This window comes from Sphingobium sp. TomTYG75, from assembly GCF_054771635.1.
On the sequence record NZ_BSRE01000001.1, the window covers coordinates 1,475,850 to 1,492,226 of the forward strand.

Annotated in this window: 15 protein-coding genes; 11 read left to right on the forward strand and 4 right to left on the reverse strand. The window is 62.1% G+C overall.

Annotation, left to right across the window (positions count from 1 at the left end; genetic code table 11):
* The 3 genes from ACYU81_RS07500 to ACYU81_RS07510 are packed head-to-tail and all read right to left on the reverse strand — an operon-like array spanning position 1 to position 2,236.
* Complete coding sequence (locus tag ACYU81_RS07500; protein WP_460987064.1) at positions 1-822, reverse strand: shikimate dehydrogenase family protein; 822 nt, start codon at positions 820-822, stop codon at positions 1-3.
* Positions 819-1,412, reverse strand: coding sequence for a Maf family protein (locus ACYU81_RS07505; RefSeq protein ID WP_449474537.1), 594 nt, complete (start codon positions 1,410-1,412; stop codon positions 819-821). Before ACYU81_RS07505 ends, ACYU81_RS07500 begins: the two co-directional genes overlap by 4 nt.
* The gene (locus tag ACYU81_RS07510) at positions 1,409-2,236 is read right to left on the reverse strand and encodes a pyruvate, water dikinase regulatory protein (RefSeq protein WP_449474538.1); all 828 of its coding nucleotides are present in this window, start codon (positions 2,234-2,236) and stop codon (positions 1,409-1,411) included. The genes ACYU81_RS07505 and ACYU81_RS07510 overlap by 4 nt, the downstream gene beginning before the upstream one ends.
* A gap of 288 nt (positions 2,237-2,524) precedes the next feature.
* Here ACYU81_RS07510 and hemE point away from each other — a divergent pair, with 288 nt between their 5' ends.
* On the forward strand, positions 2,525-3,586 hold the full coding sequence (gene hemE / locus ACYU81_RS07515) for a uroporphyrinogen decarboxylase (RefSeq protein WP_460987065.1): 1,062 nt from the start codon (positions 2,525-2,527) through the stop codon (positions 3,584-3,586).
* Entirely contained in the window at positions 3,586-4,026 is a 441-nt protein-coding gene (locus tag ACYU81_RS07520) for a CopD family protein (RefSeq protein WP_460987066.1), read from the forward strand. Before hemE ends, ACYU81_RS07520 begins: the two co-directional genes overlap by 1 nt.
* A gap of 350 nt (positions 4,027-4,376) precedes the next feature.
* Here ACYU81_RS07520 and panC read toward each other — a convergent pair whose 3' ends face one another.
* Positions 4,377-5,240, reverse strand: coding sequence for a pantoate--beta-alanine ligase (panC, locus tag ACYU81_RS07525; RefSeq protein ID WP_460987067.1), 864 nt, complete (start codon positions 5,238-5,240; stop codon positions 4,377-4,379).
* A gap of 103 nt (positions 5,241-5,343) precedes the next feature.
* Between panC and ACYU81_RS07530 the strand changes: the two genes are divergently transcribed.
* From ACYU81_RS07530 to ACYU81_RS07570, 9 genes are all read left to right on the forward strand, one after another.
* The gene (locus ACYU81_RS07530; RefSeq protein WP_449474542.1) at positions 5,344-6,153 is read left to right on the forward strand and encodes a division plane positioning ATPase MipZ; all 810 of its coding nucleotides are present in this window, start codon (positions 5,344-5,346) and stop codon (positions 6,151-6,153) included.
* On the forward strand, positions 6,153-6,599 hold the full coding sequence (locus tag ACYU81_RS07535) for a J domain-containing protein (RefSeq protein WP_460987068.1): 447 nt from the start codon (positions 6,153-6,155) through the stop codon (positions 6,597-6,599). The genes ACYU81_RS07530 and ACYU81_RS07535 overlap by 1 nt, the downstream gene beginning before the upstream one ends.
* 18 nt (positions 6,600-6,617) lie before the next feature.
* Positions 6,618-7,988, forward strand: a complete 1,371-nt coding sequence (gene pgmG, locus ACYU81_RS07540) for a phosphoglucomutase/phosphomannomutase PgmG (RefSeq protein ID WP_460987069.1) — start codon at positions 6,618-6,620, stop codon at positions 7,986-7,988.
* Positions 7,989-8,310: 322 nt separating this feature from the next.
* On the forward strand, positions 8,311-9,618 hold the full coding sequence (locus tag ACYU81_RS07545) for an OmpP1/FadL family transporter (protein ID WP_460987070.1): 1,308 nt from the start codon (positions 8,311-8,313) through the stop codon (positions 9,616-9,618).
* Positions 9,619-9,669: 51 nt separating this feature from the next.
* A complete protein-coding gene (ispG, locus tag ACYU81_RS07550; protein WP_460987071.1) occupies positions 9,670-10,830 on the forward strand; it encodes a flavodoxin-dependent (E)-4-hydroxy-3-methylbut-2-enyl-diphosphate synthase in 1,161 nt (386 codons plus the stop codon).
* A 172-nt stretch (positions 10,831-11,002) separates the two neighbouring features.
* Positions 11,003-11,926 carry a DMT family transporter gene (locus ACYU81_RS07555; protein WP_460988134.1) on the forward strand — a complete coding sequence of 308 codons (924 nt, stop codon included), beginning with the start codon at positions 11,003-11,005 and terminating at the stop codon, positions 11,924-11,926.
* A gap of 145 nt (positions 11,927-12,071) precedes the next feature.
* A complete protein-coding gene (locus ACYU81_RS07560; protein ID WP_460987072.1) occupies positions 12,072-14,399 on the forward strand; it encodes an FtsK/SpoIIIE family DNA translocase in 2,328 nt (775 codons plus the stop codon).
* 264 nt (positions 14,400-14,663) lie between these two features.
* Positions 14,664-15,302 carry a LolA family protein gene (locus ACYU81_RS07565; protein ID WP_460987073.1) on the forward strand — a complete coding sequence of 213 codons (639 nt, stop codon included), beginning with the start codon at positions 14,664-14,666 and terminating at the stop codon, positions 15,300-15,302.
* 268 nt (positions 15,303-15,570) lie between these two features.
* On the forward strand, positions 15,571-16,368 hold the full coding sequence (locus ACYU81_RS07570) for an exodeoxyribonuclease III (protein ID WP_449474550.1): 798 nt from the start codon (positions 15,571-15,573) through the stop codon (positions 16,366-16,368).
* The last annotated feature ends 9 nt before the right edge of the window (positions 16,369-16,377 follow it).

Here is a 16,377-nt window from a genome sequence, read left to right on the forward strand (position 1 = left end):
TCAGGCCGCCAGCAGCAGCGCGCGCAATTCATCGTCCCGGTCGCGCGGCGCTTGCGCATCGAAGAAAATATCGAACGCCAGCGCGGCCTGCCCGATCAGCATCTCCAACCCATCCAACGCCTTCAAACCCCGCGCCCGTGCTGCCTTGAGCAGCCCAGTCTCCAGCGGCGCATAAACGATGTCATAAACCGTCGCATCGCAGGCCAGCGGCGATAGATCGAGATCAAGCACCGGCTGCCCCACCATGCCGAGCGAACTGGTGTTGACCAGAAGATCGGCCGCCGGAAGCGGATCACCCATGCCGATCACCCGCCCCTTGACCTTGGCGCGGTCCAGCAACGCCTGCCCCTTGGCTGCATCGCGCACCATGACGGTGATGTCCTCCACCCCCAGACTCGTCAGCGCAAACAGGATCGCTCGCGCCGCACCGCCCGCGCCGACCAGCACGGCGCTTGTCCCCGTCCATTTGTCGCGCAGCAGCGGCTGGAGGAATCCGCCCGCATCGGTATTGGTGCCGATCAAAGGTCCGCCGGTCTCGCTGGCGATCGTGTTCATCGCCCCGATCCGCTCGCGCACGCCGCCCGGATCGTCGGTATAGTCCATCACCGCGATCTTGTGCGGAATGGTGACATTGCATCCCAGCCAATCCGGATCCGCCCGCCGCTCCAGAAAATAGGCGGCCAGACCCTCGGCCGTCACATGCGTCTTGCGATATTCCGCCTCGATCCCCAGGCAATCGAGCCAGAAATTGTGGATCAGCGGCGATTTGCTGTGCGCGATCGGATCGCCGATCACTTCTGCATAAGGGAGGTTGTCGGTCATGCTGGCAGAACGCCCCGGACGCGTAGAAAGTCAAGCAGCGGCAGCAACGGCAGCCCTTGAATCGCAAACTGGCTACCCTCAACCTTGCTGAACAATTGCACGCCCGGACCCTCGATCCGGTAATTGCCGACGCACCAGCGGCAATGTTCCCACTCCTCATCAAGATACTTAGCTATGAAACTATCTGACAACGTCCTTACCGTCATCCGCACCCGCTCGACATGCCGCCAGATCGGCTCGCCGTTCAGGGCAATCACCGCTGCGCTGTGCAAATGATGCACCCGCCCCGACAACGACCGCAAGATTTGCTCCGCATCAGCGCGGTCCACCGCCTTGTCGATCATGCTGCCATCATCCAGGCTCAGCGTCTGGTCGCAGCCCAATATCAACCCGCCCGGCACCCGGCGCGACACCCGCAATGCCTTCAATTCCGCCAGCGCATCGGCCAAAGCGCGCGCATCCAGTCCATCACCGCGCAGCGCTTCCTTCGCCGCCTCTTCATCCACACCGGGCGACATAGCCTCGAACGGCACCCCCGCCGCCTGCAACAGCGCCCTGCGGCTCGCGCTTTGCGATGCCAGCACGATCATAGGTCACTCCCTTCCGCCAATACGCGGTCGTTGAACAGATTGATGATAGCCGCCGCCGCTTCCTCGATCGACCGGCGCGTCATGTCGATCACCGGCCAGCCATTGTCGGCGAACATCCGCCGGGCAAAAGCCAATTCCTCCTGCACCTTATCCAGATCGACATAACTGGTTTCCGGCGCCTGATTCAAAGACAGCAGGCGATTACGGCGGATCTGCACCAGCCGCTCGGGACTGACGGTCAGGCCCACAACCATCGGATGCTTCAACCCGTAAAGGCTACGCGGTGGCGGCGACTGCACCACCAGCGGGATATTCGCCGTCTTGTACCCACGGTTGGCGAGATAGATGGAGGTCGGCGTTTTGGAAGCGCGTGACACGCCCGCCAGAACGATGTCGGCCTCCTCCCAATTCTCATGCCCCACGCCATCATCATGGGCGATGGTGAACTGGATCGCCTCGATCCGCGCGAAATAGGCTTCGTCCAGGATATGTTTGCGCCCAGGTCGGTTGCGCGTTTCCTGCCCCAATATGTTGGAAAGCGCGTCCGTCACGCTGTCCAGCGCCGCAACATGCGGCAGGCCGAGCGCCCGGCAGCGCGTTTCCAGCCGCCGTCGCAACTGATGATTGGACAATGTGAACAGCACCAGCCCTGGATTAGCCGCAATCTCTTCCATGATCCGGTCGAGATGGACATCGGACCGCACCATCGGCCAGAAATGGCGCACCGCTTCCACATTTTCGAACGCGCCGATCGCCGCCTTGGCGATATTTTCCAGCGTCTCGCCGGTGGAGTCAGACAGCAAATGCAGATGGATACGCGACATGACGCATATCTCTGTGGGGAGCCTGTGGATAAAGCAAGGGATAGGTTGCGGGCAAAACTACCCCTTCTGGATAGTACCCATTGGCCGGAATCTTATCCACATGCCCCCAACAGGTCCTCATTTTCATCCACAGCCTGTGGATAGCGTGGATGGCCTGCACTGACTCGGTCCCGAATCCGTAGGCTTGGAGAGTCAAGCTGTTGGCAAATCCGGGCGCTGCGCATAAACCCCGCTACCAACTGACCTACTATCTCCATCATCCTTTTAAGAATCTAAATAAGAGAGTTTATGACGGGACCAGATACCGGCCTTTCCGCTGGGCCTTCCAAGCCGCTGCTTTCCGTCCTGAAGGGGGAATGCCTCTCCCCGCCGCCTATGTGGCTGATGCGCCAGGCGGGCCGCTATCTGCCCGAATATCGCGCCTTGCGGGCTGAAAAGGGCGGATTCCTCGAACTCGTCTATGACAGCCCCACCGCCGCCGAAGTCACGCTTCAGCCGCTGCGCCGTTTCGGTTTTGACGGCGCGATCCTCTTTTCCGACATTCTGATCGTGCCCTATGCGATGGGTCAGGACCTTTGGTTCGAAACGGGGGAGGGACCGCGTCTCGCCCCGATCCTCAGCGAAACCGACCTTTCCGCGCTCAAGCCTGATCTCAGCCGCTACGAGGCTGTCTATGAGACCGTTCGGCAGGTGAAGGCAGCGCTCGACCCCTCCGTCACTTTCCTGGGCTTTGCAGGCAGTCCCTGGACCATCTCGACCTATATGGTGGCCGGGCAGGGCAGCAAGGATCAGGGCGCGGCCCGCCGCCTCGCCTATCAGGACCCTGAACGCTTCGGCGCGATCATCGACGTGATCATTGAATCTACCGTCACCTATCTTTCGGGCCAGATCGAGGCAGGGGTAGAGGCGGTGCAACTGTTCGACAGCTGGGCAGGCAGCCTCGCGCCGCTCCAGTTCGAACGCTGGGTAATCGAACCCAATCGCCGGATCGTGGAAAAGCTCAAAAGCCTGCATCCCAATATCCCCGTCATCGGCTTTCCCAAGGGCGCGGGCGCCAAACTCGCCGATTATGCGGCAGGCACGGGCGTCGATGCGATCGGCGTGGATGAAACCATCGATCCGCACTGGGCCAATCGCGTCCTGCCACAGGGCTTGCCGATACAGGGAAATCTCGATCCGCTGGCGCTGATCGCTGGGGGCAGGGCGGTTGAGCAATCGATCGACAATATCCGCTCCGCCTTCGCCGACCGGCCCCATATCCTGAACCTGGGCCATGGCATTCTTCCCGACACGCCCATCGCCCATGTCGAAGCGTTGATCGCCTATGTCCGGCAAGGAAAGAGAAGCTGATGCCCTATCTCGGTGCCGCCTATCTGTGGGTGAAGGCCGCCCATGTGATCTTCGTCATCTTCCTGATGGCGGGATTGTTCATGATGCCCCGCTTCTTCGTCTATCACCACCAATGTGCCGTGGGATCAGACGAGGACCGAAAATGGATCGATCGCGAACGGCGTCTGCTCAAGATCATCCTCAACCCCTCGCTGATCCTCGTCTGGGTCTTCGGGCTCATGCTGATGGTCGAAATCGGCGCCTGGCATTTCGGCTGGTTCCACCTGAAACTGCTCTTCGTCCTTGGCCTCTCCGCCTATCATGGCTGGATCGCAGGCTATGCGAAGAAACTCGCCAGGGGTGAGCGTCCCTTGCCGGAGGGGAAGCTCCGTCTCATCAACGAAGTCCCCGGCATCGCCGCTGCGGTGATCGTCGTCGCGGTGATTGTCAAACCCTTCTGAAGAAAACCGTCACTCCCCAAAAAGTCCGTCATCCCAGCTTTCGCTGGGATCTCGTGAGGCCGGACCAAACATCAAGAAAGTTTCAGCTTCCGTCGAAATGACGGCGGTCCGCTGACCCGTTCAACCAGTCTGGTCTGCTGCCACCCCTAACTTAATTCGCATGTCGATCGACATATTGCAGCAATGAAAGCCGACGCTAATTTCCTCGCCAAATAATAAGGGGAGAAGGGTCGTGAGCAGCTTCGTTCTGCGCGCATTGCGTGCATTCAGTCACCGTCGCCATGTTCGCCAGCGTCTTGAACAGATCAGGCATGAAAATGCGGGCTCAGGCGCCAGCAGATTCAATCTGATTATGTAGTTGGGGCAAGCTCGGGCGGATCGACCGCGATATTGTCGATCAGCCGCGTCCGCCCCAATTTCGCCGCGCCCAGCAACCGCGCCGGACGATCCAGCACATTCATCGGCTCCAGCGTCATCGCATCGCACAGCGTCACATAATCAATGGGATCAAAGCCATGCGCGGCCAGCATCGTGATCGCCTTGGCAATCGCCGCCTCGACGCTCGCGCCCTTCTCCATCTGCCGCGCCGCTTCACCCAGCGCGCGGGGCAGGGCGAGCGCATCCTTGCGCTCATCCTCGGTCAGATAGGCGTTGCGCGATGACAAAGCGAGGCCATCCTCGGCCCGCTGCGTCGGCACGCCGATGATCTCGATCCGCATATCAAGGTCGCGCACCATCTGCCGGATCGTCGCGAGTTGCTGATAATCCTTCTCGCCGAACAGCGCGACATCGGGCTGCACCTGGTTGAACAGCTTGGTAACGACCGTCGCCACCCCGTCGAAATGCCCCGGCCGCGCCGCGCCATCGAGTCCCTCGGTGACACCCGAGACGGAAATATTGGTCGCATAGCCCGCCGGATACATGACCTCGGCCGTCGGCGCCCACAGTGCATCGACTCCCGCCGCTTGGCACATCTGCGCGTCCTTGGCCTCGCGCCGGGGATAAGCGTCCAGATCCTCATTGACCCCGAACTGTCGCGGATTGACGAAGATCGACACGACCACATGCCCGGCATGCCGCCGCGCTTCCTCGACCAGCGCCATATGCCCTTCATGCAGAGCGCCCATGGTCGGCACCAGCGCGACAGGCCGCCCATCGCTTTTCATCGCATCGATGGCGGTTCGCAGGGAAGGAAGGTCACGCAGGGTTTGCACGGGACGAGGGGCTCCGATATGGCAGGGGCACGGGGACTATCCTGCTAAAGGCACGACCCGGCAAGTGGGTCAAGAATCGTTGCGGCAATAAACGGGGATATCAATGGGTCCGAACACCCAAACGCATCATATCGTCTTCGCCAATGAAAAGGGCGGGACCGGCAAGTCGACCACCGCCGTGCACACCGCGATCGCCTTGACCGCGCTCGGCTACAAGGTCGGCATGATCGACCTCGATCCGCGCCAGCGCACCGTCACGCGCTACATGGAAAATCGCGCGGAAACGGCCCGCCGCCGGAACATCGACCTGCCCGCGCCCGATTTCGCCGTGCTGAAGGGCGACACGGTCGAGGCGCTGGAGGAAGAATCCGCCGCCGTTGCCGAGGGCAAGGATTTCCTGGTCGTCGATACGCCCGGCCGAGATGACCTGTTCGCCCGCCACATGGCCGCCCGCGCCAACACGCTGGTGACGCCGATGAACGACAGCTTCGTCGATTTCGACCTCATCGGCCAGGTGGACGCGGAAACCTTCAAGGTCCGCCGCCTGTCCTTCTATTCCGAACTCATCTTCGAAGCGCGCAAGACCCGCGCGAAGGCCGATGGCGTCTCGATCGACTGGGTCGTGCTGCGCAACCGCGTCCAGCATCATGACGCCCGCAACAAGAAGCGCGTGGGTGATGCTCTCATGGAACTGTCCCGCCGCGTCGGCTTTCGCGTGATCCCCGGCCTGTCAGAACGAGTCATCTTCCGCGAACTCTTCCCGTCCGGCTTGACCCTGCTCGACAAGGGCCATCTGGGCGACCTTGGCGTCAGCCACATCGCCGCGCGCCAGGAACTGCGCGAGATGGTTTCCGGCCTCGCCCTCCCCGCCCGTGAGGAAAATTCGCCGGTCGATCTTCTCGGCGCGGCCTGATGGGCCTTTTCGCTTTTCTTCTTCTCGGGCTGGCCGCCTGGCTCATCTGGACGGGACGACTACAGCGCATGAGCATGAAGGATGGCATGGTGCTCGGCGGCGCGCTGGTCGGCGCGGTCATGGCGGCCAAGGGCAAACCGCTAGCCGGAGCGCCCCTGCTCCTCGGCGCGGCACTCTTCTTCCTGTCCCAATCGCAGCAGAAGAAAAGGCGATCCGCCACTCCGCCCAAGGCGCCCCCCGAAGCCCCCAGCATAGCAAGAGCGCGCGCCCTGCTCGGCGTACCCGAAGATGCCGATGAGACCATGATCCGTTCAGCCCACCGGCGACTCATCGCCTCGGTCCATCCCGATCGCGGCGGCACCGAAGCCTTGGCGGCGGAAATCAACGCAGCCCGCGACCTGCTACTCGCCGAGCCCGAGAAAAAAGAAGCCGCCCGCCGCCGCTAAGGCTGTAGAACAGAGCCCATGGCCCACCGCTTCCATCCCTCGCTGCTGCGCGAATATGACATGCGCGGCATCGTCGGCAAAACCTTGGGAGAGGAAGACGCCTACGCGCTGGGCCGCAGCTTCGGCACGATCGTCAGGCGCAAAGGGGGATCATCGGTCGCGGTCGGCTATGACGGCCGACTCAGCTCACCGATGCTGGAATCGGCCGTGGTCGATGGCCTTGCCGACAGCGGCACCAACGCCCTGCGCATCGGCATCGGCCCCACGCCAATGCTCTATTATGCCGAAGCGACGCTCGATGTTCATGGCGGCATCCAGATAACCGGCAGCCATAATCCCGCCGATCACAATGGCTTCAAGCTGGTACTTGCGCATGAAGCCTTTTTTGGCACGGACATCAGCCGGCTGGGCGAAATCGCAGCCGCTGGCGATTGGGAACAGGGCAGCGGGGGCTGTGCCACCATCGACATCATGGACCGCTATGTCGCCCGCCTGATGGAAGGATTCGACGGTGCCCCCTGCCGCATCGGCTGGGACGCGGGCAATGGCGCCGCCGGTCCGGTCGTGGACAAGCTCGTCCAACTGCTCCCGGGTGAGCATCACACGCTTTTCACCGAAATAGACGGCAATTTTCCCCATCATCACCCCGACCCGACGATCGAGGCGAATTTGCACGACCTGCGCGCCCTTGTCCTCGCCAACAACCTCCATTTCGGACTGGCCTTTGACGGGGACGGCGACCGCATCGGCGTGGTCGATGGGCAGGGCCGCACCATCTGGGGCGATCAGCTGCTATCCCTGTTTGTAGAACCCGTGCTGATCGACCGGCCTGGCGCCACCATCGTCGCCGACGTGAAATCCAGTCAGGCGCTGTTCGATCGCGTCACGGCGCTGGGCGGCACCCCGCTGATGTGGAAAACCGGCCACAGCCTCATCAAATCGAAGATGAAGGAAATCGGCAGCCCATTAGGCGGCGAAATGACCGGCCACATCGTCTTCGCCGACGATTATTACGGCTTTGATGATGGCCTCTATGCCGCCGTGCGCCTGATCCGGCTGGTCAGCCGCCTCGGCCAGAGCGTGACCGCCCTTCACGACGCGCTGCCGCTGCTGGTAAACACGCCCGAATTGCGGTTCCCGGTGGAGGAAGACCAAAAATTCGCGATCGTCGCAGAGATAGTTTCGCACTTGCGGGCGGAAGGCGCGAGCGTCAACGCTATCGACGGCGCCCGTGTGACAACCGAAGACGGCTGGTGGCTGCTGCGCGCATCCAACACCCAGGCGGAACTGGTGGCCAGAATCGAATCGACGAATCAGCAGGGCCTCGTTCGCCTGCGGGCCGATCTTTTCCGCCATTTGTCCGAATCGGTGCTCGATTTCTACGCTTGAGTCGGATCGCCACAGCCGATCCCTCCCAAATCTTCACCGACCGCCTTCTCCATTTCCGCTACGGAAATCGCCCCAAATGTTGACAGTTGCAATAAACGCAACCGTATACTTGTCTTTCGCAGTTGCGAAAGAAAGCGTCGGCCCGCAAAGAGGACGGGCCTTTCAGGCATCCTCTCCTAAAACTTTCCAAGCCGTCCTTCGGGGCGGCTTTTTTTTCGCCTGGCGCACAGGCTGCCCGAACCGGAAATTAACCATATCGCTGCCATAGCGCGGGATGATAATGCGTGCCCGACGCCGCAACGGGATTTCAAAGGGGAATTGCATGTTTTCAAGCCGCCGCATTGCCACCACTTTCCTGTCTGCGGGCTTTCTGGCGCTTCCCATGCCCGCGCTCGCCGGCGGCTTCTATCTTCAGGAACAATCGCCCAAGGAAACGGGCAGGGCGCTTTCGGGTGCCGGTGCGGCGGCGGATGATCCGTCGGCCATCTATTTCAATCCTGCCGCGATCACCGAACTTCCCGGCGTGCAATTGTCCGCTGGCGCCGTGGCGCTTTTCGCCACCGCTCAGCAATCGAACCAGGGCAGCGATCGCACCGTGCCGGGTTTTCCGGGTGTCACCGTGCCGATCACCGGCAATTCGGGCGGCAATCCGTTTGACAAGGTCATTCCCGTGCCCAGCTTCTATGTCACTGGTCAGGTCACCGACCGGCTGTGGCTCGGGGCGGGCGTCAACGCCCCCTTCGGCCTGAAGCTGGATTATGACCCAGGCTTCTTTGGTCGCTATGAATCGCTCCACACCGACCTTAAGGCTTATAATGTCCAGGCGTCCGCCGCCTATAAGCTCGACGATCATTTCTCCATCGGCGGCGGCGTGGACGTCCAATATGTGAAGGTTACGCTGACCAACGCCCTGCCGCAACTTTCGCCCCTGATCACGACCGATGGCCTTGCTCGTGTGACGGGCAAGGATTGGACGCTGGGCTGGAATGCGGGCCTTTTCTATACCGATGGCGACACGAATGTCGGCATCTCCTATCGCTCTGGCATGGGCCATCATCTGACCGGCACGCAGACGATTTCGGGCCTCCAAAGTCTGCTGGCGCCGCAAAATGGCAGCAGCGACGCCACCGCGCCGCTTGAACTGCCCGACATCGTGACCGTCGGATTCATGCATCGGCTGACGCCCAGCCTTCGCGCCATGATCAGCGCACGCTGGTATAATTGGTCGGTCTTCAAATCGATCGCGATCACGGCGGCTGGCCGCACCTCGGTCAAGGAACTGGATTACAAGGACAGCTACAGCGTCAGCCTGGGCGGCGAATATGACGTTAGCCCCGCGCTCACCTTGCGCGCGGGCACGATGTTCGATCGCTCGCCCACCAATCCTCAGCATCTGACGACGCGGGTGCCCGATGGCGATCGCGCCTGGCTGTCGGCCGGGGCGACCTACAATATCTCGCCCGCCATCGGCCTCAACCTCAGCTACGCGCATAATTTCGTGGAAAAGGCGAATATCATCCGCCCCGAAACCTATTATGCCGGGACTGCGGCGGCGACCACCGTCACCACCCTGTCCCGGACCAGCGGCAATGCGGACCAGATCGCCGCATCAGTGACGGCGCGCTTCTAACTTGGCTCGTGAATCACTATAGGGGCTCCATCAGCACGGAGCCCCTAGTTCATGTCCGACCATAATCCCCGCCTGCGTCCCTGGCGCGACATCGCCCGTCGCCCATGCCGCCAGATCATGGTGGGCAATGTGCCCGTCGGTGGCGGCGCGCCCGTCACCGTGCAGACGATGACCAACACGCCGACCTTCGATGTCAAAGCGACGATCGACCAGATCCGCCGCTGCGAGGAAGTGGGCGTGGACATCATCCGCGTGTCCTGCCCGGATGAGGAATCGACCGCCGCGCTGAAGCAGATCGTGCGCGCCGCCCGCGTGCCGATCGTCGCCGACATCCATTTCCACTATAAACGCGCGCTCGAAGCCGCCGACGCGGGCGCCGCTTGCCTGCGCATCAACCCCGGCAACATCGGCTCGGAAGCGCGCGTCAAGGAAGTGGTCGACGCCGCCAAGTCCAATGGCTGCGCCATCCGCATCGGCGTCAATGCAGGCTCCCTTGAAAAGGACCTGCTCGAAAAATATGGCGAACCCTGCCCGGAAGCGCTGGTCGAAAGCGCGCTCGACCATATCAAGCTGCTCCAGGATCAGGATTTCCACGAATATAAGGTCGCGGTGAAGGCCAGCGACGTCTTCCTTGCCGTCGCCGCCTATATGCAGCTGGCCGAAGCCGTGGATTGCCCGCTCCACCTTGGCATCACCGAAGCGGGCGGCCTGATCGGCGGCACCGTCAAAAGCGCCATTGGCATTGGCAATCTCCTCTGGGCCGGGGTCGGCGACACCATCCGCGTCTCCCTCTCCGCCGAACCGGAAGAGGAAGTGCGCGTCGGCTATGAAATCCTCAAATCCCTCGGCATCCGCACGCGCGGGGTAAAGGTCATCTCCTGCCCCAGCTGCGCGCGTCAGGGCTTCGACGTCATCCGCACGGTGCAGGCGCTGGAGGAACGGCTTCAGCATATCCACACGCCCTTGTCGCTCTCCGTCCTCGGCTGCGTCGTCAACGGCCCCGGCGAAGCGCGGGAGACCGACATCGGCCTCACCGGCGGCGGCGCTGGAAAACATATGGTCTATCTCTCCGGCCTCACCGACCACACCATCCAGGACGAAGGTATGATCGACCATATCGTCGGGCTGGTGGAAGCCAAGGCGGCGGAGATCGAAGCGGCCAAGCTCGAAGCGGAAACGACCGACGCAGGTCGGGCGGAGGCGGCGGAATAGGGCAGGGGGCCTCCCGCCACCCGCACACTCGCCGCCGTCACCTTTATGGGTAGGGTACGGTCCTCCAAGCCACCCCACCCCGTTCGGGCTGAGCCGGTCGAAGCCCTTTCCTTCTTCTATTTCCCCGCTCGAAAGTGCCGAGCGCCTTGACCGTCACCCCCATGCTATGACCATGACCCAGCCCCGCTCCCTCGCCATCCCCTTCGCGGTCTGCTGTGCCGCCGTCCTGCTCTTCGCCATCATGGACGCGGCGATGAAGGGGTTGAGCCTCTCCATCGGCCTCTTCAACGCCTTGTTCTGGCGCGCCCTCGCGGGAACGCTGCTCGGCCTTGCGATCATGCTGCCGGGCCGCCATCGCTGGCCGGGCAGGGCGGCCCTGCGCCTGCATGTCCTGCGCGGCTGTGTCGTCACGCTGATGGCCAGCCTCTTTTTCTTCGCGCTGATGCGCATGCCGCTCGCCGAAGCCATAGCGCTGTCCTTCATCGCGCCGCTCATCGCCCTCTATCTCGCCGCGCTGCTCCTGGGCGAACGGATCGGGAAGCGCGCCATCAGCGCCTCGCTGCTGGGCCTCGTCGGCGTCGGGGTGATCCTGTCGGGTCGAATGCAGGACAGCTATAATTGGGACGCCCTGCTTGGCGCCGCCGCCGTGCTGATTTCGGCGGTCCTCTTCGCCTGGAACCTCATCATCCAGCGCCAGCAGGCTCAGCTTGCCTCACCGGTCGAGGTCGCCTTCTTCCAGCACTGCGTCATGCTCATCCTCTTTGGCCTGTGCGCGGCCGCCGCATGGGTCGCGCCTGATCTGGTGCCGCTGCACCTCGACCTCCCCCGACCTGATTCCGCGCTCCTCATCGTCGCCTGCGCGGCCTTCGCCTTCACCTCGCTCGCCGCCTTCGCCTGGGCCTATGCGCGGGCAGAGGCCCAGCATCTCATCCCCGTCGAATATACCGCCTTCATCTGGGCAGCGATCATCGGTTGGCTCGCCTTCGGGGAGCGGCTGACTCTCACCACCCTCGCGGGCGCGGCGCTGATCATCGCCGGATGCCTCATCGCCCTGCGCGCCGCGCCCGCCGCGCAAATGCATGAAGGAATCGCATAGCGTTCCGATTCACCTGCAAAATCCGTTCTTCTCGCCACTTTCTTCATGACTTTCCCACGACCAGCCGAAACGCCGGACTCTTGACGCGGACTCCCCGCTCGGCGCATTGTGCCGGAACGGAACATTTGGGGGACATTCAAAAGCCATGGCTGTCAGCCGCGGAGCCAAGCGCACGCCGGAATGGCGCGAGATGCTGAAACGCAGCCTCATCCGCAGCGGCGCGCTCATCAGCGCGATCGCGCTGATGCTGGCGACCTTGTTCCTGGCGCTCGCGCTGCTCAGCTTTCGCCTCAGCGATCCATCAATGATGACCGTCGCCGATAATCAGGTCCAGAATATCATGGGCTGGCCCGGCGCCTGGGTTTCCGCCTTCCTCTTCACCCTGCTCGGCGTGCCCGTCGCGCTCGTCCTTCCGCTGCTTGCAATCACCGCCCGTCGGCTTTGGGGTGATCAGGACATGACCGGGTGGAAAGGGCAGTTTGGCAAATGCTTCCTCGGTATCATCCTCATCGGCATCGCGCTGGCGATGTTCCAGCCTGACTCGCTGATCGATCTGCCTTCGGGCTGGGGCGGCCTCATCGGCCTGGCCACCGCTAACGGCGTACGCAGCCTGACGTCCGCCGCGCCAGCTGCCCAAGGCTGGATCACCGGCATTCTCGTGGTGCTGATGCTGCTCGCCGGTTTCTTCACCTGGTATCGCAGCCTTGCGCTGGAAAAGCCGATCCTCGCCCTGCGCCGTCCCACCTTGCCGCGTCTCAGCCTTCCCAAACCGGCCCTCGCTTTCGCGGGCGGCGGGAGCGTTACTGCCGACGCGCAAGATGACGACGACGAAGCGGCAGAACGCGTCATCGCTCCCCGCCGCGCCGTGTCCAACGAGCCGAAGCCGCCGATCACCATCCAGACTCCGAAACCCGCGCCCGCCCAGCGACAGATGGCGCCAGTGTCGCAGGATGACCTGTTCGGCCACAGTTCGCTGCCCTCGGCCGACCTGCTCAATCCGATCCCGGCTAGTCAGGCGCAGAAGATCGACAAGGCCGCGTTGGAACGTAACGCCCGCCTGCTCGAATCCGTGCTCGACGACTTCCATGTAAAAGGCAACATCGTCGAAGTGCGACCCGGCCCGGTCGTCACCATGTACGAGCTGGAGCCCGCGCCCGGCATCAAGGCGAGCCGCGTCATTGCTCTGGCCGATGACATCGCCCGCAACATGTCGGCTCTTTCCGCCCGCGTCGCGACCATTCCCGGCCGGACGGTCATCGGCATCGAACTGCCCAACGCCAACCGGGAGGGCGTTTCCTTCCGCGAACTGATAACCTCCGAACAGTTCGTGCAGGATGCGACTCTGCCGATCATCCTGGGCAAGAATATCTCAGGCGAGCCGATCATCGCCGATTTAGCTCCGATGCCCCACCTGCTCATTGCGGGCACCACCGGGTCGGGTAAGTCGGTTGGCCTTAACGCCATGATCCTGTCGCTGCTCTACCGCATGACGCCGGACCAGCTGCGCCTGATCATGATCGATCCCAAGATGCTGGAACTGTCGACCTATGACGACATCCCGCATCTTCTATCTCCGGTCGTCACCGAGCCTGCCAAGGCGATCCGCGCCCTCAAATGGGCGGTGGAGCAGATGGAGGACCGCTATCGCATGATGGCGTCCATCTCCGTCCGGAACCTCGCTAATTATAATGAGAAGGTTCGGGCAGCAAAAGCCAAGGGCAAGCCACTCGGCCGCCGGGTGCAGACGGGCTATGACCCGGAAACCGGCAAGCCGATCTATGAGGAAGAACAGCTCGACTTCCAGCCATTGCCGCAGATCGTGGTGGTGGTCGACGAACTGGCCGACCTCATGATGACGGCGGGCAAGGAAGTCGAGTTCCTGATCCAGCGCCTGGCGCAAAAGGCGCGCGCGGCGGGTATTCACCTGATCCTCGCCACGCAGCGCCCATCCGTTGATGTCATCACCGGCGTCATCAAGGCGAACCTTCCGACTCGGATCAGCTTCTTCGTCACTTCGAAGATCGACAGCCGAACGATCCTGGGTGAGCAGGGCGCCGAACAGCTGCTGGGCAAGGGCGACATGCTCTACATGCACGGCGGCAAGGGCCTGATGCGCGTTCATGGCCCCTTCGTTTCCGATGACGAGGTGCGCGTGGTCGCCGACCACTGGCGGGCACAAGGGCAGCCGGACTATATCTCGGCCGTGACCGAGGAGCCGGAGGAGGGCAGCTTCGCGCTCGACGGTGTGGATTTGGGCGATGATAGCCCCGATGCGCAACTGTTCCGGAAGGCATGTCAGCTGGTGTTTGAAAATCAGAAGGCTTCGACCAGCTGGCTGCAACGTCAGCTCCGCGTTGGCTATAATTCGGCTGCACGCCTCATTGAGCGGATGGAAGAAGAAGGACTGGTCGGCCCTCCCAACCATGTCGGCCGACGTGAGGTATTGCGCGACGAAAATGGCAATCCGCTATGACGGTTGCGTCAAACGCAATCGAGCTGGCCCTCTATGCATTTGCGAAAAGGATCAGCGCCGTTCAATAAGAGCGGGCCTTTCAGGCATCCTCTCCTAAAACTTTCCGGCTGGTCTTCGGACCAGCCTTTTTTGTTCGCCGCGCGAGCTACCCCACGGCTGCAAAGCGGCCCATGCAGGGTTCGGAGATCAGGAACGCATCAGTTCACAATGGGTTCAACGCCTGATCGCTACTCCTTGACCTCTCAACAAAGCGGAGAAGAATGCATGAAGCGCTTGTTTGCGCCACTCGCCCTGGCCCTGGCCGCCGCACCGTTGTTCGTTCCAGCCGCGCGCGTTGCCGCGCAGCAGTCGTCGGACGGCATGGACCGGGTAAATGCCTATATTCGCGGCGTCACCACGATGACGGCCGATTTCGTGCAGACCGACCGCGCCGGTCAAACCCTGACGGGCAAACTGACGATCAAGCAGCCCGGCAAGGTGCGGTTTCAATATCAAAAGGGTGTACCGCTGCTGATCGTCGGCGACGGCAAGGCCTTAACCATGATCGACTATGAAGTCCGTCAGGTACAGCGCTGGCCCATCGGCAGCTCGCCTTTGGGCGCCTTGCTCGATCCGAAAAAGGACCTGTCCCGCTTTGGCAAGCTGATCCAGACGGGGGATCCGAAGGTGATCAGCGTTCAGGCACGCGATCCCAAGCGTCCGGAATTCGGCACCATCACGATGATCTTTGAACGGGATCCGGCCGGGCCGGCAGGTCTTCAGCTTTACGGATGGGTAGCGCTCGATTCTCAGAATAACCGCACTAGCGTGCGCTTGTCGAACCAGCGTTATGGCGTCCCGGTTGCGAATTCCGCCTTTCGTTGGACAGACCCGCGCCCGAAGGGTCGCGTAGCCGGGGGGTGAAACGGGCCTGGCATGAGATGGATGGTGCTCACCTGAATCTTGTTCATCTTCGGCTCATATCCGGAACCCTAATAAGAACTCCACGGCGCGAGACGAAGTCCGGGATTTCCCCCCTGTTACTCGGAACGCAGCTCCCGCCGCAAAGCGCTTCAAGGGCGCGATCGAGACCCCCGTTCCATGCCCCCGGAGCGGGGGTCTTACTTTGCCAGCGGCAGGTCGGCGCAGAGCCAAGCTTGCGAAGCCGTTCGCAGGCCCTTAGGGGATCAGCATGCCGAAAACACTGAGCATCGCATCCTGGAACATCAACAGCGTCCGCGCCCGGATCGACATCGTCGAACGTTTCCTGACCGAAGAGGCGCCTGACCTTCTTTGCCTTCAGGAGACGAAGGTGGTGAATGACATATTCCCCACCGACATGTTCAGGCGTCTGGGCTATGTTCATCAGGTGCTGAATGGCCAGCGCATGCATCATGGCGTGGCGATCATGAGTAAAGTGCCCATTCATGAGGATGACCGGCTCGATTGGCAGGCCAATGGCGAAGCGCGTCATGTCGGCGTCCGTTTGGACAACGGCGTGCGGATAGAAAATGTCTATGTCCCTGCCGGAGGCGATATTCCCGACCGGACAGTCAATCCGAAGTTCGGTCAGAAGCTCGATTTCATTGAGCGCATGATCGAATGGTCCTCCCAGCTTGAAGACAAGCCGACGATCCTCACTGGCGACTTCAATATCGCGCCTATGGAATGCGATGTGTGGAGCCATAAGCAGCTGCTCAATGTCGTCAGCCATACGGCAACCGAATGCGAACTGCTGGCCCGGTTGCAGGAATCGAACAATTGGATCGATATCGGCCGCCAATTCTTTCCTGCTCCGGAGCGGCTTTATACCTGGTGGAGCTATCGCGCGCGGGATTGGGCGGAATCGGATCGTGGGCGGCGGCTGGATCATATGTGGATGACGCAGGATGTCGCGGCAAAGGCCATCGGGCACCGTGTTGTCGAACCGGCGCGCAGCTGGACCAAGCCATCGGATCATGTCCCGATCATCACGGAGTTCGCCTTCTGATGGACCGTC